General features: G+C 35.5%; 16 protein-coding genes. All 16 read right to left on the reverse strand.

The genetic code is table 11. The annotated features are described in order from the left end of the window. Positions 1-28 precede the first annotated feature (28 nt). Positions 29-1,912, reverse strand: a complete 1,884-nt coding sequence (locus HUW50_RS21530; protein WP_185653228.1) for a family 43 glycosylhydrolase — start codon at positions 1,910-1,912, stop codon at positions 29-31. A gap of 129 nt (positions 1,913-2,041) precedes the next feature. Further along, on the reverse strand, positions 2,042-2,185 hold the full coding sequence (gene sda, locus HUW50_RS27625) for a sporulation histidine kinase inhibitor Sda (protein ID WP_185653229.1): 144 nt from the start codon (positions 2,183-2,185) through the stop codon (positions 2,042-2,044). A gap of 108 nt (positions 2,186-2,293) precedes the next feature. Next, the gene (locus tag HUW50_RS21540) at positions 2,294-6,439 is read right to left on the reverse strand and encodes a carbohydrate-binding protein (protein WP_311774056.1); all 4,146 of its coding nucleotides are present in this window, start codon (positions 6,437-6,439) and stop codon (positions 2,294-2,296) included. 202 nt (positions 6,440-6,641) lie between these two features. Further along, a complete protein-coding gene (locus HUW50_RS21545) occupies positions 6,642-7,061 on the reverse strand; it encodes a hypothetical protein (RefSeq protein ID WP_185653230.1) in 420 nt (139 codons plus the stop codon). 16 nt (positions 7,062-7,077) lie between these two features. Further along, positions 7,078-7,914 carry a carbohydrate ABC transporter permease gene (locus tag HUW50_RS21550; protein WP_066340915.1) on the reverse strand — a complete coding sequence of 279 codons (837 nt, stop codon included), beginning with the start codon at positions 7,912-7,914 and terminating at the stop codon, positions 7,078-7,080. Positions 7,915-7,926: 12 nt separating this feature from the next. Further along, the gene (locus HUW50_RS21555; protein ID WP_198165171.1) at positions 7,927-8,859 is read right to left on the reverse strand and encodes a carbohydrate ABC transporter permease; all 933 of its coding nucleotides are present in this window, start codon (positions 8,857-8,859) and stop codon (positions 7,927-7,929) included. A 97-nt stretch (positions 8,860-8,956) separates the two neighbouring features. After that, a complete protein-coding gene (locus tag HUW50_RS21560) occupies positions 8,957-10,210 on the reverse strand; it encodes an extracellular solute-binding protein (protein WP_066340923.1) in 1,254 nt (417 codons plus the stop codon). 211 nt (positions 10,211-10,421) lie between these two features. Continuing rightward, complete coding sequence (locus HUW50_RS21565) at positions 10,422-12,218, reverse strand: glycoside hydrolase family 2 protein (protein WP_185653231.1); 1,797 nt, start codon at positions 12,216-12,218, stop codon at positions 10,422-10,424. A gap of 25 nt (positions 12,219-12,243) precedes the next feature. Next, the gene (locus tag HUW50_RS21570) at positions 12,244-14,001 is read right to left on the reverse strand and encodes a glycoside hydrolase family 2 protein (protein WP_185653232.1); all 1,758 of its coding nucleotides are present in this window, start codon (positions 13,999-14,001) and stop codon (positions 12,244-12,246) included. A gap of 255 nt (positions 14,002-14,256) precedes the next feature. After that, the gene (locus HUW50_RS21575; protein ID WP_066340934.1) at positions 14,257-15,177 is read right to left on the reverse strand and encodes an ArsR/SmtB family transcription factor; all 921 of its coding nucleotides are present in this window, start codon (positions 15,175-15,177) and stop codon (positions 14,257-14,259) included. A 300-nt stretch (positions 15,178-15,477) separates the two neighbouring features. After that, complete coding sequence (locus HUW50_RS21580; protein ID WP_185653233.1) at positions 15,478-16,302, reverse strand: aldo/keto reductase; 825 nt, start codon at positions 16,300-16,302, stop codon at positions 15,478-15,480. 165 nt (positions 16,303-16,467) lie between these two features. Next, positions 16,468-17,679 (reverse strand): multidrug effflux MFS transporter, encoded by a 1,212-nt coding sequence (locus HUW50_RS21585; RefSeq protein ID WP_185653234.1) that lies wholly within the window; start codon positions 17,677-17,679, stop codon positions 16,468-16,470. Between the two features lie 196 nt (positions 17,680-17,875). Further along, complete coding sequence (locus HUW50_RS21590; RefSeq protein ID WP_185653235.1) at positions 17,876-18,907, reverse strand: NADH:flavin oxidoreductase/NADH oxidase; 1,032 nt, start codon at positions 18,905-18,907, stop codon at positions 17,876-17,878. Between the two features lie 294 nt (positions 18,908-19,201). Continuing rightward, entirely contained in the window at positions 19,202-19,633 is a 432-nt protein-coding gene (locus HUW50_RS21595; protein ID WP_185653236.1) for a MarR family winged helix-turn-helix transcriptional regulator, read from the reverse strand. Positions 19,634-19,829: 196 nt separating this feature from the next. Then, on the reverse strand, positions 19,830-20,417 hold the full coding sequence (locus tag HUW50_RS21600; protein WP_066340965.1) for a CBO0543 family protein: 588 nt from the start codon (positions 20,415-20,417) through the stop codon (positions 19,830-19,832). 237 nt (positions 20,418-20,654) lie between these two features. Then, the gene (locus HUW50_RS21605) at positions 20,655-21,155 is read right to left on the reverse strand and encodes a DinB family protein (protein ID WP_066340968.1); all 501 of its coding nucleotides are present in this window, start codon (positions 21,153-21,155) and stop codon (positions 20,655-20,657) included. Between the last annotated feature and the right edge of the window lie 266 nt (positions 21,156-21,421).

A 21,421-nucleotide genomic window follows, 5' to 3' on the forward strand; every position in this document is an offset into this window, starting at 1 on the left:
TTCCTATGCATTCTCTAGTCCATGTACTCTAATCCAGCTTTTTAAGGCTTATAAAATCTAAATCAGCCATTCCTTCACCCTTTGAAAAGGTGATTCGATTAATTCCTGCTTTTAAATTCACTTTTACAGAAGTGAATTCCCAGTAATCCCAACCATTATTTTTATATGCAATTGAACCGATCAGCTTGTCATTCGCAGATACTGCATGAGTACTCGTTGAATTTGTACCATTTGCATATTTCACCTGTAATTCATATACCCCTGATGTAGGTACCTGTATTGGAAACGTAACTTGGCTATCTTTATCGTCAAATTTACTTACTTTCTGATTGTTGGATAACATGGAATCATTAACAATATCCGCTTGTTCCAATCTGGCATGCTCTGCTTCATACTTATAGACAGTTTGTTCTTTCGGAATTAATTCAATCGAATCAATTTCTGTATAAAGTTTCCCTTTTGCAATTCGAATCGTGTTTTCTTCTTGATTTAACGATAAATCCATTTCTGTTTCTTTCCAAGAATCCCAACCAAAGCTGTCATAGATTAATTCTTCCTGGGCTTGTCCGTTAATCGAGACATTATGACTTGTTTGTTCTCCCATTCCATTCGAATATCTTACCTTCATCGTATAATCGCCTGCCGTCACTTGAACTTGAAACTCTATAAAACTATCTTCATAATCAATGTATCCTACTTTTGCTCCACCTGAGGCAGCTGGGTTATGTACTACCTTTGCTTTATTAATAGTAGCTTGTTCTGCCTCGTACTTATAAATAACCCCTGGTAGCTGAGGAATCAGTCTTCCTTTTGACTCTCCTGAAGGTACACGTTGTAATGTATCGGCAGCTACTGGAACTCTAAAGTTAGGTGTTCCATCTTCATTCCAAGAGAATTTTTGCATACGAACATTCCGGTTCCATCCTGCTCCTTTAAACTTAGCTGCATGGTAAACAATCCAGTCTTCTTTACCATCAGGAGATTTGACAAAGCTATTATGGCCAGGTCCATAAACACCGAGTGCTGGGTTCTTTTCAAATACTGGGGTTGGGTTCTTCTTCCAAGAATCAGGATTAATCGGATCCAATCCAGTTAATGTCAACATCCCTAGGCAGTAATCATCCGTCCAACTTCCACTGGCTGAGTATACGATAAATACTTTCCCTTGTTTATTTTTTAAAATTTGAGGGCCTTCATTGATGTAAGGGGTTCCATTCAATTCCCAATTTAGCTCTGGTCTTGAAATTTCTACTCGATCCCCGCTAATTGTCCAAGGATTTTCTAAAGGGGCGATATATAATTGTTGGCTGACATTTACGTCTCCCTCCCAGCCTGACCAGACAAAATATAATTTATTTTTATATTCCAGAATTGTTCCATCGATTGCCCATTTATCTGAAGGGTCGGTTATTTTTCCAAATTTAGTTCCCTCTGGATGGTGATATGGTCCAAATGGATCGGAGCCTTCTGATTCAAGGACATACATTCTTTGTTTGCCCATATCCCCATCAGATCCAGCATAATAGATGTACCATTTTCCATTGATAAAATGCATCTCTGGTGCCCACATATGGTGTCCATTTGGAGCATCTGGACTAGGTGTCCATACAACCTTCTTCTCGGCATTACCTAAATCTGATAGATTTTTAGATTTCCAAATCGTAATATTGCTACCAGTTGTCTGTGTGTAATAATAGTAACCATCCGTGTGTTTGACAACCCAAGGGTCAGCCCCTTCTCCAACCACTGGATTTTTAAACAATTCAAATGATTGTTTTTTATAAAATGTGGAGTTCATATTTTTTGTTGTGCTAGAATTTTCAATAGCAAATAACTCAATAGGGGAATTCCCTAAAATGAGAGGTAAAATGAATACTGCAGTAGTCAGCTTATAAAATTTCTGTTTTTTCATAAATTCTTTCCTCCCTTATTTTTATCCAAATTAATTAAAAAAATATGCTTCCTTCATATCATTGAAACAACTTTTACCGTTTTATCGGTGTTTAAAAAATTCTAAATAATGAAGGTTTTGAATAAAATTTCATTTAACATATAAACATTTTGACACTAAATTTCTATTTTTCATTTCTACTTCTAATAAAGTAATAAAATATGAATTAACATTTAATGCTTTTGCTTTCTTATAAATAGTAATAAGGAAATCATTACTTATCTTTTGAATCAAATTTATACACCCTCCTCATTACAAGTTTCTCCATTTTATTGCCGTTCAAGTTAATAGGAAGGTAGATGTGTGGTTCCTACCTTCCTATTCGTTTTTTTGTGTTGCTTTTTATTTTTTCTCTATTGTTCTTAATAGTCTTAAAGCATCTGACTCAAATACTTGCTTTATGTTTTCAGATAAACCATTTTCTTTTTCTACTATTTTTCGAAAATCATTAAGATGTTTCATAGACTGATCGAATTTCCCTTTATCTAAATGATGTTTTGACTGATTTAACTTGTTTGTTAATTTTTTATTTACACTATGAGCAACATCACCAGCTTCTGTCAACGAATCAAGATCATTTTTTATCGATGAATGAGATGTCTCTATAGGTTTTAGAACAAAATTATCAAATTTCGTGTAATTATAGTTTGATCTCAAGCCTACTTTTCCTTGGGTAAATGCTGTGCTGCTGTTGTCTGTATAATCTATTTTTGGGGTATCATCATCGCCAACAAATACCTTTATATTCGTCCCTTTTGCAACAACTTTAATATGTTGCCACGTATTTAATGGCTCACTGATGTCAGCACCTTTTAGGTATGTCCAGTTATAATTAAATTTCCCTAAATGAACGCCATCCTTATTGATATACGCGACATAACCTTGCATAAAATCAGGATTGTTTTGACTTAGCTCAATCCCATTGGCTGGATTATTTACTCTAAAAATTAACCCACCATCACCTGTTCCAGCTCCAATATTGATATCTGCTTCAACTGTATAATCCTTCCATTTACTATCTCCGATGACCGATTTCGCAAACGTACCTGGAGATGTACTGTACTCCCCTTCAACTGCAGGTGGCTCTTCATCGTTATTTAATGAAAAATCAATACTTCTAAAATCAAACTCACCTTTAACCATTTCGACCTTAATTGTATGCTGTCCAGCTGGTAAGGAAACATTTTCCTTTATGACACTCTCCCAGTTATCCCAGCCTCCTGTTTTTGGGACATCAATAATTCCTGTTAAATCAACGGTATCATCAAGCCAAAGTCTAATTTGACTTCCTTCTAATTCGGTAGCAACTTTTATATCTAATTGATAATTCTCTTCCTTTTCAATATCGACATTGTATTTTAACCATTCTCCCGCTTGATTCCAGCCAACATTATATCCACCCTCTGGATTAACACGGATATCAACAGAATCTCTCCTGTATTTTCCGCCAATATTTTCAGGTGAAAGATCATGATATCCAATACCTTCTCCACCTGTTAGATAATCGGCCGCCAGTATTTTTCCTGGAAGCTTTTTATGATGATCAAACCTATGAAGTGTTAGACTAGAAAAATCAAATCCTCCCTCTACGGTGACGAGCTTTATTGTGTGTTTGCCAGCGGGTAATGATATGTTCTGTAAAGAAATGGTTTGCCAGCTATTCCAATCACCTGTTTTTGGAATGCTTATTTCTCCTGTTAAATCAATTTCGTCATTTAGTAGTAGTTTTACTTTTCCGCCATCTTCGATTGCAGAAGTAAGGAGATCAAGACCATATGTGCCTGCTTCTTCAATGTTTACGTCATATGCTAGCCATTCACCTGTTTGGTTGGACGTAACAGCGTACCCTCCTTCTGGATTCACTCGAATATCAACAGAATCTTCACGGTATTTATCCCCACTGTTTCCCATCGTGTTGTCATGATAGCCTACTCCTTCACCACCAAGATTGTATTCCTCAGCTTCTATGATTCCAGGCACTGGTTTATGAATATCAAACGATGTAAACTCAAGACCAGTAAAATCAAATTCTCCCTCGACGATCTCCACTTTAATCGTGTGCTCACCCTCAGGCAATGTGATCCCTTTTTTCATAACAGGCTGCCAATTATTCCAATCACCCGTGTTAGGAACCTCTAACACATCAGTTAAATCTGTTTTATCATCTAGCCATAATCGAACCTTTGCATTGTTAAAGGTTGTTGCAGTATTTAATTGAACATTATAGAGGCCTGCTTCTTTAATGGATACATTGTATTTAAACCATTCTCCTGTTTGGTTCCAGCCAACTGCAGTACCCCCTTTTGGATTATTTCGGATATCAACAGCATCTCCTCTTAATACACCACCAATATTTTCCGCAGTTGTTTCATGGTAAGCTACCCCTTCACCACCGGTGATATAATAGGCAGCTCCAATTGAACCTGGAATTGGTTTATAGGCATCAAAAGAGCTAGGTTTATTTGTTTTAACCGTCCAAAATCCCTCTATTTCTTCCCATCCATTACTCGTTCCATCATTAAAGTTTGAAGCTAATTCTTTTACTTGCTTATGTTCTTGGAAATTCATATTGGATAAATCAAATGTTCCATTTTCGACAGCAACTTTTAACGTATGCTGACCCTTCGGTAATTCTACTCCCTCAATCGAGAGTGTTTTCCATTCATCTGTCTTTGGAATGTTTATTTCACCTGTCAGATCAGTCGCTTCATCTAACACTAATTTCACCTGTGCATCCTCGCTTGAAGCTGATACTCTTAGATCTACATTGTAAGTACCTGCTTCTGAAATATTGACATTGTAATTTAGCCATTCCCCGGTTTCATCTAAGCTTACGTTATAACCACCTTCGGAATTCACTTTAAAATCAACAGCATCACTTCTATATTTTCCACTAGTATTCTCTTTGGTTGTATCATGATAGGCTACATCTTCACCGCCCGTATTATAATGCACGGCTTCAATGGTTCCTGGTAATGGCTTGTATGCATCAAATACATTGCTTCCGTTCACTTTATTGCTGAAAGCCGTATAGCCAAATGCAGCATGAATATCAGATGTTGCATATCCGATTTTCCCTTCATCTAGCTCTGGAATTTCATGTGTTTGCTTTTGCATGCCATCTACAAAGATCTTAAAGGTTGAAGAAGACTTTTCTACTCGTATTTGGTGAAGCTTAGAATAGTCATAGCCTTCAGGTAAAGCTGTAGCTTCCCTTTCTTGTTCAATTCCGTTTACGATAAAGACGGTTTCTAATTGATTTTTTGTAGGACTTAATACAGCTAGGCCGTAGTTACTTTCATCTTTATAGGAGAAAACAGCACCAAAGTATGGATTGCTACTTGAGCCTTGTTCAATTGTTTTCATATTGAATTCTGCCGTGTAATCTGAAGCTGTAGATTCCTTCGTCAGTTGCTTAAATTGTTTCGCGTCATTTATTGCCGTTTGTTTAAGCCAGCCAGTCATATCTGAAGCAATACTCCAGTTTCCGCCGTTGATCGTTTCCCAATTCTCATCATAGGATGAATCGGTAAAGCGCTCACTGAAATCAGGTAGGTCCGGGTTAGGCTGTTCAGTTGTTGTTGGGCCAAGAACGAGCATTTTATCTCCATTCCAAGCTATTCGATCTAGATTCATATATCTGCCTGGATTTGCATGACTATGATAAACCATATATTCGGAATCAAGATCTGGTCCGCGGACGACTGAATTATGACCTACTCCTACATTTGCCCCCTCTGTGTTTAGTAAGATTGGATTTTGTTCGAATTCATGTAAAAAATCAGCAATTGGTGAATCACTGCTTGCATAATCAACACGGTATGCCTTATTCCACACGTGGTTTCCTGTATATGTCATATAATATTTACCATTTCTTTTAAGAATTGTTGGCCCTTCTGTCCAGCCATCCATTTCTGCGCCAGTGTTTGAAGCTTGGCCAAAAGTATAGGGATCTGACATTAAACGTGCATCAATTCTTTGATTACCAGTACTATAGAAATACCATTTCCCGTCATCATCAATAAACACATGTCCATCGATTCCCATGCCAAGGTTATTTGTCTGCTTCACAAAAGGTCCTAGTGGGTTTGAGCTTTTGTATACATAATGCCCATTTCCACCAGGTGATGTGTACATATAAAAATGACCATTCCAATACACAACCTCAGGAGCATAGGCTGCCTTTGTTGTAGGCTCCTTCGTAACTAAACCACCGTACTCCCAATTCACCAAATCTTCTGACTTCCAAGCTTTTACTCCACTCTTATCATCCACTGTACTAACATACAGATAATAAGTGCCATTGTGTTTTAAAATATAAGGATCTCCTTCTCCATAAAATACTCCTGTATCCCACTTCCAAGTATCTGTTAATTTAAAGGGGTTACTGTAAGCAAATGCTGAGAATGGGAGGGATAAAACAAAGCTAAATACAATGACAATTGATAGTATCTTTTTCAGAAAAATCGCCTCTTTTCTTAAAGCAATTAATTAGACGTTCTATTAAGTACTAAGCTTATAAAGTTTTACAATTTTATTTCTTTCGTAACTGAATCGTTGAAAAACTCGAAAAAAAAAATCAAGCTATAACCAAAGGCAATGATGGAATCTTAACTTTCCTTTGGTTATATACTATTGATTTTAATGGGTCCATAGTGACAAAAAAATAGTAGGTCGACTGATGATCTTATTAATTTTGTAAATGATAGTTTACCAGCTTTGATATGGATTTATTTTTAGCTAACGCTAGAAGACCTGCTGATAGAAACATTAAGGATCCTAATATATCCATAACGAAATAGGAGGCTAATCCTAATAGGATAAACCAAATAGGTTTTTTTACTTCAGCTTGATCATCCTTTAATGATTTCGCCAATACGAAGTTCAGGATTCCTAGAATAACAAATAACATTCCAAAAGTAACGGCAAACATATATAAGCTTCCAAAAATAGACTGTGCTGCCTCAAGCTTGGCAATCGTTGGATATGTGGAATGTAATCCTTCATTTTTAATAAAAGAAGCATAAACAAAAATGGTAAGCAGACCTGAGACGATTTGCCATATTGAACCGATCATTATTAATCTTCTTTCTAGCTTTCTATTCATCATATAACCTCCTATCCTCTTAACCTTTAACCCCTGATGACAAGGAGAGTGATTCCATAAAGTATTTTTGTGTGAACAAATAGAGGATAAATGTTGGAACAATAGCAATTAGTGCCCCTGTTAAGGCGTGAGCAACATCAAGTGCATACATCCCCTGAAGTAATTGTAATCCTGGTGTAATTGGCATTTTTTCAACTTCATTAAACACAATTGATGGCCATAAGAAGTCATTCCATGAACCTGTAAATGTAAACAACGCAACAACCGTTAAAACAGGTCTTATTAATGGCAAAATTAACTTTGTGAAAATTTGAAAATCAGAAGCACCATCCACTCGTGCCGATTCATCAAAATCAATTGGAATCCCTTGCATGAATTGCCTTACAAGAAAGATATTAAATACACCAGCTGCACCTGGAACAATCGCAGCCATATAATTATTTACCCATCCAAGTGTATCGATAATTTTATATAGGGGAATAAGATTTACAACTGCTGGAAACATCATGGTTGCCATTAAAAAGATAAAAATGGCATCTCTTCCCTTGAATTTCATTCTTGAATATCCATAACCAGCTAATGATACAAGCACGATGACTAAAACCGTTTGTGATACTGAAATAATAAGTGAGTTCATAAACCATTTCGCCACTGGAGCACTTGTGTTCGCAAAAAGAACATCCTGGTAGTTACCAATGACCCAATTGATCGGTAAAATTGTAAAGGCACTTGATTGAATATCAGCTTCACTTTTGAATGAAGATAAGATTGTATACAGTAATGGTACAATCCATATAAAAGCCATAATTAACAAGAAGATTAATGAAATTCCTTTAGTAATACGTTTTTTCTCCAAGGTAAGCACCTCCTAGTCACGTTGTCTTAAAAAGAAGAATTGAATGGCAGAAACAATCATAATGCAAATCCCAAGAATAACAGCCATTGCTGCCCCAATACCTGCAATCGAAATACCAGATCCAAATGCATTTTCTTGAATGTACATTAACAGTACGGTAGTCGAGCTTGTTGGTCCACCTTTTGTTAACATGAGAGGTTGCCCATATACATTGAATTGTGCAATAGTCGTGATCACAACGGTGTATAAGATTTGCGCTCTTATACTTGGAAGCGTGATTTTAAAGAATTTTTGAACACTATTCGCTCCATCGATAGACGCAGCCTCATATAAATCCTTTGAAATACCGTTCAGTGCTGCTTGATAAATGATCATATTCCCACCGATTGTCCACCAAACTGTTACGATGACTAATGTAAACCAGGCATAAGGCTGAGTAGATAGCCAGTTTGTATCAACATTTAAATAATGATTGATAGGTCCAAATGAAACACTAAATAACATAGCAAATACGATCATGACAGCAGAAACCGAGAACAATGTTGGCATGTAAAACAATGCTTGGAAAAATTTCAGCCCTTTTGGTTTCGTATTTAGACCTGCAGCTAAGAGCAAGGGAACAATAATACAAGCAGGTACTGTAAAAAGGACAAATTTAAATGTATTTCCTAAACCTATTCGTAATTGATCGTAAAAGGTAGAATCTTTATTAACCAAAATTTCTGCATAGTTTGCCAGGCCAACAAATTCAGGCTCCCCAATTAGATCCCAATTCGTAAAGGAAATGTAAATACCATATAAAGTTGGAAATAGAAAAAAGATACCAAATAAAATGAGATGTGGTCCAATATAAAGATATGGAGATAGATTTAGCCGTTTTTTTCGAGAATTTTTCATTATTGCAGTAGACATACTTAGTTCTTTATTCTCTCCAGTATTTATCATCGTTTTTAACTCCTATTCTTTCGTTATCGAATAGAGAGAGGTCTGACTCTATCTAGAGTCAGCCTCTGGCAGTTTCTTTTACTACCTGCGTTTAGAATTATTTTTTATTGTTTGCAATTTTATCTTCAACTGCTTTTTGAGCATTTGCCAGTCCTTTATCAATCTCTAATTTCCCAAACATTGCATCTCCAACTAATTTATCAACCTCTTCAGCTACGAAGCCATTGTATTTATAATCAAAGATTTTGAGTGATTCTTGTAATTTAGGATCTTGCACTAAGAAGGATTGTGGGAGCTCTTTGAATTCTGGATTATCTAATGTCGCTAATGCCGCAGGGTTTTGTCCTGCTTGAGCCCATGGTAGAGAATTTTCTCTAATATAATCAAGGAAATCCATCATCCCTTTTGTTTTCTCTTCAGATCTATTTTCGTCTTTAAACATGACGAATTGGTGGGAGGAAGTCCAGTTTACAATTTTGTCAGGAGAAACTTGTGCGAAGCTTGTAATGCCCCAATTTAATTTTTCCGCTTCATTTAAACTATTTTGCATCCAAATACCTTCAGGATAAAAAATCGCTTTATTCGATTTGAATAACTGGCCAGGGTCTTCTCCATCTTTGTTAGAAATTTTATCATCGACTAATCCTTTTAATAATTCTAGTGCTTCTTTCGCTTCTGGCGTATCAAGAGTTGGTGTTTCACCATCACTAGTAATATCTCCACCTAGTTGATTGTAAATTGATAAGAAGATTGGTCGTGTCCAAGTTAATCCAATACCTGTAATACCGTCTTTTCGAGAAATTTCTCCTGCTTCTCTTATTTCATCAAATGTAATAACGTTATCATCAAGTGCATTTGGTGCATATTTTTCTAGTAAATCTTTGTTATAATACATAACAAAGCTGTGAACATCTAATGGAACACTGTATCTACTACCATCAATATCTCCAATATTCCATCCTGCTGGTACATAGTTTTCTGCTTTGATTTCAGGATAGTCAGCTAATTTTTCATCAAATGTAGTTAGCAAATCATTTTCGACAAACTGCTTAATTCTTTCGGCATGAACAATTGTCAGATCGGGAATTCCTTTTCCTGAGTTTACGACCGTTGGAATTTTTGTATACATATCATCCGCAGTGATTGATACATTCTTAATCTTGAATTCTGGATTTGTCTTATTATATTCATCAACAATTTTCTTCATATTTTCGCCATCAGGACCTGTAAAAGGATTCCAATAAAGAATTTCATTTTTAGATGAACCTGAGCTAGATGAACTACTGCACCCTGATAAGACAATTGCAAACACTATAAGGATTGAGAACATGAATACTACTTTTTTCTTCATTTGTGTTACCTCCCTTTAAAATAAAATCTTGTATACTACCAATACATCAAAGTCGAATTTTCTATAATTTCCCTCCTTTTAAAGCGTTTTCATTAGATTGCAGGCGACCTTACAGCAAGCTATTTTCTTTATGTAAATCACTTGAGGCTATCTCAAAAGGAATGATTCTATGATTTGAGATAACCTCAAAAGAGATTTCACTTTAAATGGATTACTTTACTATATTTAAATGCCACATATCATTTATTTTTCGAATTTTTTGCAAATCACATTTTGGTTTTCGATCATATGTTAACAAGCCATTAATCTCTTGTTCCACATCTGTTAATTGTGTATAACAATAACCATGCAATGAGCTTGAAGCGTATACTGCTTTCATCACTCGTTCATAATCTGCTAAATAATCCTCCGCATTGCTGACTGACGTATAGCCCCAACCACTTTCATCTCCCACTTTATACCCTATACCACCAAACTCAGTTAAGAGAATTGGCTCACCAGAGTGAGTGAAGCCTTGAGTGTAGATATTTCTTCCCGCTGGTTTTGAGTGAAGTAAATTTTCAGTTGTTACTAATGAGCTTCGAAACTCATTGTATTTATCCACTTCATCCTTATGGCCATGATTATAGTTATGGATCGCACAAATATCTGTTTTCGTTAACTCCCACCCATCATTTGAAATTACTAATCTCGTTTTATCAAGTGAATGGATTATATGATACATCGCTAATGAATGGTGCTTTTGCTGGCTGTTGTTGGAAATATCAGGAACTCCCCAGCTCTCATTAATAGGAACCCATGTTACAATGCAAGGATGATTGTAATCACGCTCTATGATTTCAAACCATTCCTTTGTTAGTCGTGCAACTGCATCCTCACTATAGGAAGGTGAAGCAGCACATTCTCCCCATACTAGAAACCCTAGCTTATCTGCCCAATAAAGAAAGCGTGGATCTTCTACCTTTTGGTGCTTCCTACAACCGTTAAAGCCCATTTCTTTTGCTAATTCAATATCCTGCTTTAACGCTTGATCTGTTGGTGCAGTCAATAAACCTTCCGGCCAGTACCCCTGATCAAGCACAAGCTTTTGATAATAAGGTCTATTGTTTAGATAAACCATTCCATTTTCGGTATGGATTTTTCTCATACCGAAGTATGAATTGATTTCATCAAGTACGGAATCTTCTTCTAACAAGCAGATTTTCACATCGAATAAATTAGGATTTTCAGGTGTCCAGTTCCATCCAACATGATGGAATCCGGTTCTAAATATCTTTCGATTATAGAGATTGATCGATCTTTTCAGATAATTTTCATGTATTTTTATCGTTTCATTTGCTACATGTTCATCTTTATAGGTAATATCAATTTCTACCTTTTTATTTACATATTCACCTGCTATTTCAAAATCAATTGTTATATCACCATTGTCAATATCAGGAGTAAATCTCACTTTTTTTATATGTGTTTTATTCACTGCCTCTAACCATACTGTTTGCCATATGCCAGTTGTTCGTGTATACCAGATCGCAGCAGATTTTTCAATCCAATACTGTTTTCCACGAGGAATCGTTTCATCTTTAGAAGGGTCTTCAACTCTAACGACAACTGATTGTGTTCCTTCTATTAAATAGTTTGTAATATCGAAAGAAAAAGATGTGTGTCCCCCTTCATGAGAACCGACTAAATTCCCGTTAATAAAAACCATTGAACGATAGTCAACAGCACCAAAATGTAAGAGAATTTGCTTACCCACCATCGAATCGGGAATGTCGAATTCGCGTCGATACCATACCCAATCATGAAATGTAGGATCATTAATTCCACTAAGCTCTGTTTGGTAAGCAAATGGAACATTTATTTTTTGCTTATATTCTCTTTCTTTCTCAAACCATTTTTCTTCTAATCCACTATTTTGATCATCAAAATCAAAATCCCATTCTCCATTAAGATTAAGCCAGTCTTTTCTAATTAATTGTGGACGAGGGTATTCTTGTCGAAATGTCATAAACTTCTCCTTTAGCTAAGTGGAATTATTTATTATTTATTTCTCTAATTTTGGTTAGATCTATTTTTGGTGTTCGATCTTCATTTAGAAGTCCATTAACCTCTTGCTGCACATCAGTAATTTGTGTATAACAGAATCCACTAATATATGGAGTATCTTTAATTCCTTGAGTAATAGATTCATAACGAGTTAGAAACTCTTCTTCATTCTTTACCTGATTACCATAGCCCCAACCCTCTTCAGAGTTAAATGCAATTCCACCATATTCACTAATGATGATTGGTTGGCCCTTATATTCATATCCAAGTGCCATTGCGTGCTTTGATTTATTGAATGCGATTTCATTTTTAACGACCTTTTCTTTATCTTCATAACGCTTTAGGAATTCATCTCCATATTCGACATAATCATGTAGGGTAATAATGTCTGAAACAGTATGTTCCCAACCGTCGTTGACAATAACAGGTCTCATGCTGTCCATTGCTTTGGTTAGATGATAGATCCCTTCAGTAAATTTTTGTTGCTTACTGTCAGTATAAATATTTTTTACGCCCCATGACTCATTAAACGGTGTCCATGTAATAATGCTTGGGTGGTTATATTGTTGTTTGACAACCTCTATCCATTCTTCTGTGAAGTTTTGAACAGCCTCATCTGAAAATTCATATGTTGCCGCCATTTCAGACCAAACAAGAAGACCTTTTTTATCTGCCCAATAGAGGTATCGTTGATCTTCCACCTTCATATGTTTTCTTACTCCGTTAAAGCCCATCTCTAATGTTTTATCAATATCCTCTATAATTGCTTCCTCAGATGGTGGTGTTAAATGTGATTCACTCCAATATCCTTGATCTAAAAGGAGCTTTTGATAGATTGGAACATTATTAAGCAATATATTTCCATTTTCTATTGAAATCTTTCTCATCCCGAAATATGACTTTACATTATCTATTTCTTCACCATTTCTATATAAAGTAAATTCAACATCATATAGATTAGGAGATTGCGGGCTCCAGTGAACAACTCTCCACTCGTGGAAGTCACTTGCAATATTTGTACTAATTGTCTGGTTCGCACGTTCGATTGATTGTTCAAAAGTTTTGATTTGCTGACCTTTAAAAGAAATTGATGTTTTTAAGCTTAAGGAGGAAGCAATATCTCCTGAAATTCCATAAGAAAACTCAACTGATTCTGTATCTATATTAGGAGTGATTTTGACCGCTTGTACATGTGCATCATTTAAAAACTCAAGCCATACTGTTTGCCAAATTCCAGTTGTTTGAACATACCAGCATCCATAATTATTATCTAACCATCTTTGTTTTCCTCGAGGCTGATAGCAGCTTTGACTATCCTCGTTTTTCACGACAATATTTAATACATTTGTTCCTTCTAGGTAGTCGGTTATATTAAAAGAAAAAGCAATCTGACCGCCCTTTCGTTCACCAACAAATATTCCGTTTACCCATAGTTTTGTTATATAATCGGCAGCTTGGAAATGAAGTACAATTTCCTTTTGTTTATATTCATTAGGGATCGTTACGCTTTTTTGATACCAAACATTAGGACAAAAAACTTCTTCCCCTATTCCACTAGCTTTTGTTTCATATGTAAAAGGAACAATAATTTTTTTATCAAAAGTTGATTCTTCGTACCATTTTTCCTTTTCACCTTTATTTTCTTTATCAAATTTAAAGTTCCATTCACCATTTAAATTCATCCACTCTGCTCTTTCAAATTGAGGACGAGGGTATTCTTTTTTTGGAATATTTATATCTACCATTCTATCTATCTCCTTTTTAATTATTACAATAAAATTGTATTATTACTGTTTTTCTGTATCTTTAATAAAAGAATACCCTTTCATTTTCACTTTGTCAACAATATAATTAGGTTTTTTGTTTAATTACATATTTATTGTACTAATTAAGAAGGTTGTCTAAAAACAAAGGGTCAAACCCCACTGTGACACATTCTATAGGCTTTTTACATGCGAAAAAGCGTTATAAAATGTCGTTAGGGGGACTGACCCTTTTCTTTAATAGAATGATATTTTTAATTTTATATCTTGCGGGTGGTCACCGAATTCGCTTCCAAATAAATTCATTCCACCTTTGTGAACAGCATCTTCTTTAATTCCTATTCGAAAAGATAAATATTCACGATCTAATATCCCTAAATCCTGGATTGTTATATCTGAAAGGAAAACGTCATCTATTGTCACCTTTTCCTCAGTAACTTTCCACGTTTTTAAAGACCCGTATTGTGTTGAGGTTGATTCAATCCAAGCTTTAGAGTTAAGTTTTCCTGGTCGATCTCCGTAGTCCCCTGGACTTGTCCATGTTCCTATATCAATTCCATTCAACCAAACTGTTATATCTGAAGGCCAATTATGATCATAGTTCGGGGCTTCTGAGCAAATTTCCGCAGAAAACTCAACAGCTTTAATTTTTGCGCCATGTGGGATGACTAGAGGAAACTTATAGTCAAAATATCCCTTCCTTGTCCATATTAACTGTGCCTTTGAACGAACGGGATTATAAAAGTGAACCGGTTCATCTTCAGGTATGATTGCGCTCTCACGGTCTGCAATTCCACAAGTTGGTGAAACAAGGAAATCGGTGTATTGCCCTATCGGCATTTCAAGTTCATAATGTTCATACTTGTCCTTACTTAAAGGAACATTTAATTTTATATGGATGTCGTCAAAATTACGTGTACAAACCTTCATAGCACCTCTACTCGCAGGGCGAAGCTCCGTTTGTATCAACTCAGCCTCTTCAAGAACCTTTATATGGGATGCTGCGGTAGAAACAGGTATATCCAACCTCTCTGCCAATTGGTTTATGTTCACATTTCCTTTATTTAAAAGCTCAACGATTTTCAATCGAACCTCTGATGATAAAGCATGCGCTACGATCCGTAATTTCTCTGGATTTATAATCGATAATTCTAACAAGGTTCTTCCTCAACTCCTATTTGTCCCAATAATCTGTTGTAATGTCTAATACAAACGAAAAAATCGTATATATCTGTTTTTTATAACCAAAAAGAATGGATCAATCTAATTTTATTGTAATACTGAAACTACGTCAAGAATATGGGTGAGTTAAAATCATTTCGTCATAAAGTCACAACCGAAAAGACAGCCTTTTCTCTTTAAGTAAAATCCTTATTGCAAGACCAACAAAAGCCCATCCGTTCTGATCATTTGGATGGGCTTTGATGGTTTGAAACAAAGATGAGACATCACAATAAGTTAACGAACATTCATGTCACTTGGATGTGGACCTTTTCTTCGATTGCGATTAAGTTGATTGATTTCCTCTATTTCAGATTCAGTTAGTTCGAAATCAAAGACTTGAAAATTCTCTTCGATTCGTGATGGTGTGACTGATTTTGGAATGACAATTGTGTTATTTTGCAAATGCCAACGTAAGACAATCTGTGCTGGAGTTTTGCTGTGTGTTTTTGCAATCTTTTGAATGACTTCGTCTTGTAATACTTCTCCGCCTTGATCAAGAGGACTCCAAGCTTCGACAAAAATATTATGTTTTGCACAAAATTCCTTTATTTCATTTTGCGCAAGGTATGGATGACACTCAATTTGATTTAAAACCGGAACGACTTCACATTCCTTTAAAAGACGCTCTAGGTGTTCAATTTCAAAGTTACACACGCCGATCGCTTTTACACGTCCATCATGATAAAGCTTTTCTAACGCTTTATATGTATCTACATACTCATCAAATTGAGGAGTTGGCCAGTGGATTAAATAAAGATCAACATAATCAAGATCTAATCTCTCTAAGCTTTCATCAAAGGCACGTAATGTGTTTTCATAGCCTTGATCACTATTCCACACCTTAGTCGTAATAAATAATTCTTCGCGTGGGACAGATGCTTCATTTATCGCCTTTCCTACGCCTATTTCATTTTGATAGATCATCGCTGTGTCAATGGATGTGTACCCAGTCTCAATTGCTTTTGCAACAGCAGAGGTAGCTTCATCATCACCAACCTGCCATACTCCAAAACCAAGCTGAGGCATTTTTAAACCATTATTTAAGGTAACCAAGTTCATTTTACATTTCTCCTTTTATTAAAAGTAAAAGCAATCTAACCATACTAATATTTATATAACTGCATGATTTCATTCAAAAGAAGCAATTGTTTATTAAAGCAAAACAAGCAGAGATTAATACAAGTAAGGTTAAATTGTTCGGTAAATGTTTTTAGAATACGTGAACTATCTTGTAGCGTGTACAGTCATAGGAGACTTTCGAACTAATCCATAATAGGATAGAAAAGCCAAAAAGCTTGCTAAAAAGATAATGATTCCCATTGGTACTGCAGAATATTCTCCTGCTAACCCTACAAGTGGAGCCGTTAATGAGCCAAGGATAAATGGTAATACTCCTAATAATGCTGATGCGCTCCCGGCAATATGTCCTTGTGTCTCCATTGCTAATGAAAAAGATGTAGTAGAAATGATTGCAATAGATGATACGAAAAAGAAGACTGGAATAGCAAATATAATTAGTGGTGCTTTTAATAGAATAGCGACAAGTAGTAAAGCAGCAGATGAGTTAGCAAGAATTAAACCAAACTTCAAGAAGGTTTTCTCTGGAATGATATCTGAAAAACGACCAACCGACTGTGTTCCAATGATTAACGCAATCCCATTGACACCAAATAATAAACTAAACCCCTGAGGTGACACACCATAAATATTCTGATAGACAAAAGAAATACCAGATACGTAGGCGAAAATTCCTGCAATGATAAAAGCCTGTGTAAGAGCATAGCCTGCAAACTGGCGATCTTTTAATAATACTCCAAAATTCTTGACGATCTGTGAAAAATTACTAGGTATACGTTTTTCCTGTGGTAAGGATTCTTCTAATTTCAATGAAACAGTTAATAATAGCACTATGCCAATACCAGTCAAAACAATAAATACCCATTTCCAATCGGCAAAAGCAAGGATTCCAGCACCAGCAATCGGAGCAACAATCGGTCCAAGATTTCCTACTAGCATCAGTAATGCGAAAAACTTAGTAAGTTCCCTTCCGCTATAGACATCTCGAACAATTGCTCGAGAAATCACAAGTCCTCCAGCTGCAGCAAACCCTTGAACAAAGCGAGATGCGATGAACGCATAAATATTTGGTGCAAAAGCACAAGTTAATGAAGCTAGTAAATACAAACTTAGAAAAATAAGCAATGGTTTACGTCTTCCTTGAACATCACTCATCGGGCCAATAATCAATTGCCCCAATCCGAGTCCTAAAAGGCATGTTGTTAAACTAATTTGTACGAGTGATGCACTTGTATGATACTCTTCTACTATTGTAGGAAATGATGGCAAATATGTGTCAATTGTAAATGGACCTAAAAGTCCCAGTGATCCTAAAAGCAAAGCCAGCTGTAATCGTTTCGTTCCTGTTAAATTATTCAAATTTTCTCGCCTCTCTGTCAAAACAGACATTTCTATTAAACTTTATTTCACTTTAACTACAATTTTCACTTAGATTATTTTAAGACGCATATAAAATTGAATAGTGCCTCTTACCAAATCAGAGAACAAGTGTCGACATGACACTTGTTCTTGAACAGGTTTGTATGGAGGTCATTTATGATTACGTGCTACATCACTAATTTCTTGGAAATCCAGGGACATACTGTTTAGGCAGATCCATTTCTTTATGAAGTAAAGCCGCCGCTTCCAATGCCCAATAAGGATTTCTTAACATACCTCTTCCAATAGCCACAAGGTCTGCCTCGTCATTACCGATGACAGCATTTGCAAGTACAGGTTCATCCAATCGACCAACCGCAATGACTGGAATATTTAGTTCTTGCTTTATTGCTCTTGCTAAAGGCACTTGATACGCGACATGTGTCCCAGGCTTTCCGGCAGCAGCAATTGGCCCCTCGCCCCCTGCACTTACATGAAATAGATCGACCCCAGCTTTTTGATAGACTCTAGAAAATTCGATTGCTTCGTTGATCCCGTATCCTCCTTCTACGTATTCTCTTGCAGATATACGCATGATTAACGGCATCTCAGCAGGCATCTCGTTTTTTGCAGCTTGAATGATTTCTACTCCAAATTTTGTTAATTCTTTTCCATATTCATCTGCTCTTTTATTCGTATAAGCTGAATGGAATTGATGAATCAAGTAGCCGTGGGCACCGTGTAGTTCGATTACATCAACCCCTGCTTTAACCGCTCGACCAACAGCTAAACGGAATTTTTCTACCATTTCTTTCACTTCTTCTGTGGAAAGCTCTCTTGGTGTTTTTGACTTTTCATCAAAGGGAATCGCAGACGGTGCAACTGGCTCATCCGCATCCTCAGCTTTGCGCCCTGCGTGAGCAATTTGAATTCCAACTTTTGCGCCATGCTTGTGACAAGCTTCTACAATTCTTTCTAGTGCAGGAATTTGCTCATCTGACCACAGACCTAAATCATAATCTGAAATACGGCCATCTGGCTCGACATCCGTCATTTCAATTATGATTAAACTAGCACCACCAATGGCACGGCTAACATAATGAATGTAGTGCCAATCAGTCGCGATTCCATCCTTATTTGTTACCGAGTATTGACACATTGGTGGCATCACCACGCGGTTCTTTAACTCAAGTCCTTTAATCTTATAAGGGCTAAATAAATGTTCCATAAAAAAACTCCTTTTTTATAATAGCATGGGTGTACATTATTGTAGATAGTAGTATAAATCGGCTTTTACATCACATTTTAGTATAATGATGAATTCTATTAAGTATCATTCACAAATGAGTCCCTTTTTTTGCAGGTTAATTCAAAAAGTTTACCTTTTAATGTATGTGCATGCATACAAATTAGCATATGACAAATCTTCCCGTCAAATATAAAGCATCAACTAAAAATAATGAATCCATTACTGACAATTATATATTGAATAAAATGATCAATTCGAAAATATAATACTTTATCATTTTATTTGATTGATTAAGCCTTGTAGCTCTTTTTGGATATCTTCTCTTGAAAAAGCATTTGCAAGAGTTTCATTAATTGTACCTAGAGCTTTTTTTAGTTTTTCTTCGCCTTCGTTTGTCAAAGATGTATAAATGGCTCGGCGATCATCTACACAAATATGTCTTTTTAAGGCTCCACAGCCCTTTGCTTCAAATCTGCTAACAAGTCTTGACATAGCGCTCTGACTTAAACCAACCATACTCTGTAGTTGTTGTAGCTTTAATTTTTTTTCAGGAGTTTCTGATAAAAATAAAAGCACGTAAAATTCTTTTAAAGAAAGTTGATGATTTTGTTGCAGGATGCTTTCTAATTCATCCGTAACTTTCATTTGTACATGTGTAAAAGATAACCAACTAGAAATTAGTTGATTTTTTTGATTTGATTCCATTCCATGTGTACCACCTATTCTAGGGTTTCTTTTTTTACTTTAGTATCACATTTGAGATACGAACTTTTATATTTATCTTTTTATAGTATCAAGACTTCATTTTACTAGTCAAACATAAACATTTCTTCTTTGTTTTGAAAATCCTTTAGTGCGCTTTAGAAATCCGTTTGTTGAACACCCCATTTTCTTTATACGATCAATCAATTTCTGCTTTATTATGAAGGTATTGAAATATATTAGTTATACCTATAGAAATTAGTATAATTATGATATATCCAATAAACATATAGAAATAACTAGCACCATTTTTTAGATGCATAAGATGATATGTACTTAATAACGGTTTCAATACAAAAGATATAAAAGCAATCAATAATAAAGAATATAAGTAGAAATTTTTATTTTTATTTAATGTCCATTGATATAATAATATAAACATTACTGGAACTAACGAAGTATCAAATCCAAAGTGAACTGGAATTAAAGGTATAACTTTATAAGGGTATTCTATAAAGTTATACCTTGTAAGTATTAAATCAGTATAAGCCACCCATATATGTATATTGAATCCCAAAAAACCTAATAAAAATATCCGTTTCCTATCGATTCTAAAATATAGGATAATTAACGGAATAATAATTATCCCTACATTAACCCAAAATTGCCATGTATCATAGGATGAATATTCCCACCAATAATCAACCCATTTGTTTATTCCTTTTTCTTGGTCTAACTTCAGTTCTTCAAGTCGATTATTTTGCTCAGTTGGAAAGTTAATTTTCATGGAGTCACCTCAAAATAATAAATACTACTTTTAGCATTATTTTTCTCCATCTAAAAATTACTATCCAATTATTTTTAACAATTAATTATAAAATCTAAATTTTTTTTTAATTACTCCTCCACTGCTCACCCTCTTCCAATTGTGTGATCGGATGTAAGGAGGCCACTCTAATTGCTTCCTCCAAGTCAATTGCATCCATTTTCTCTGGATTGAAGTAACCCAAAAACAAGTAAGTCCTTAAAATACAAGTATTTGTTCTAATTCACGCTTCTGACGCAAGTGATGATGGAAATGCATGTTTACCAGATCGTACCACTCCCTCGCATTAAGCCAGCCAAAGCCGTCATGTTTGACTTTGTAATTAGAATTTATAGCATTTACTTTCGGTTCCCATAGTCTCAACCTCTGCATTACCTGATCTAGTCTCACCATAAGGCTTTCCTTACTATCTGAATTGCTTGGTGGGGTATTTAATTCGTCTGGTAACTTGATTTTAATTGGTGGAAATCCTCCAATTTTATATAATTGCTCACCAAACTCCGTTTTCCCAAGCTTTTGCTCTTCTTCTTCTGCAGCACAAGTTTCCACATTGTCAAGGTACTCATGTGCAACGAGGATTAAATGATCGTACATTTGACCGATAGACCAAACTCCTTCAGCCGATTTATATCTTAGTTGTTCCAATGAATAGTTTTGCAGATCACTTTTGTATGTTCCAACCACTTTCAAATTACTCAATTTAATCACTCCTTTATCACTTTAATACATATTAAGTGTCTTTGATTAGTTAGCATTGCTTTCTAATCTATTAGTTCTCTAATAATAGTTAAATCCCTTTTCTATATAACCTTTTAAACTAAACTGCGTTAGATGAACAACGAAAAAAGGATGCCTTAGCAACATCTATTCATATTGCTAACGCACCCTAGATGAAGGAGACCATTCATAAGTTGAATAAGGATTAATTAACTAAACAGGAGCTTTTGATATTTCAATAATCAATC

Origin of the sequence: Metabacillus sp. KUDC1714, from assembly GCF_014217835.1 — a bacterium.
GTDB classification, from domain to species: Bacteria; Bacillota; Bacilli; order Bacillales; family Bacillaceae; genus Metabacillus; species Metabacillus rhizosphaerae.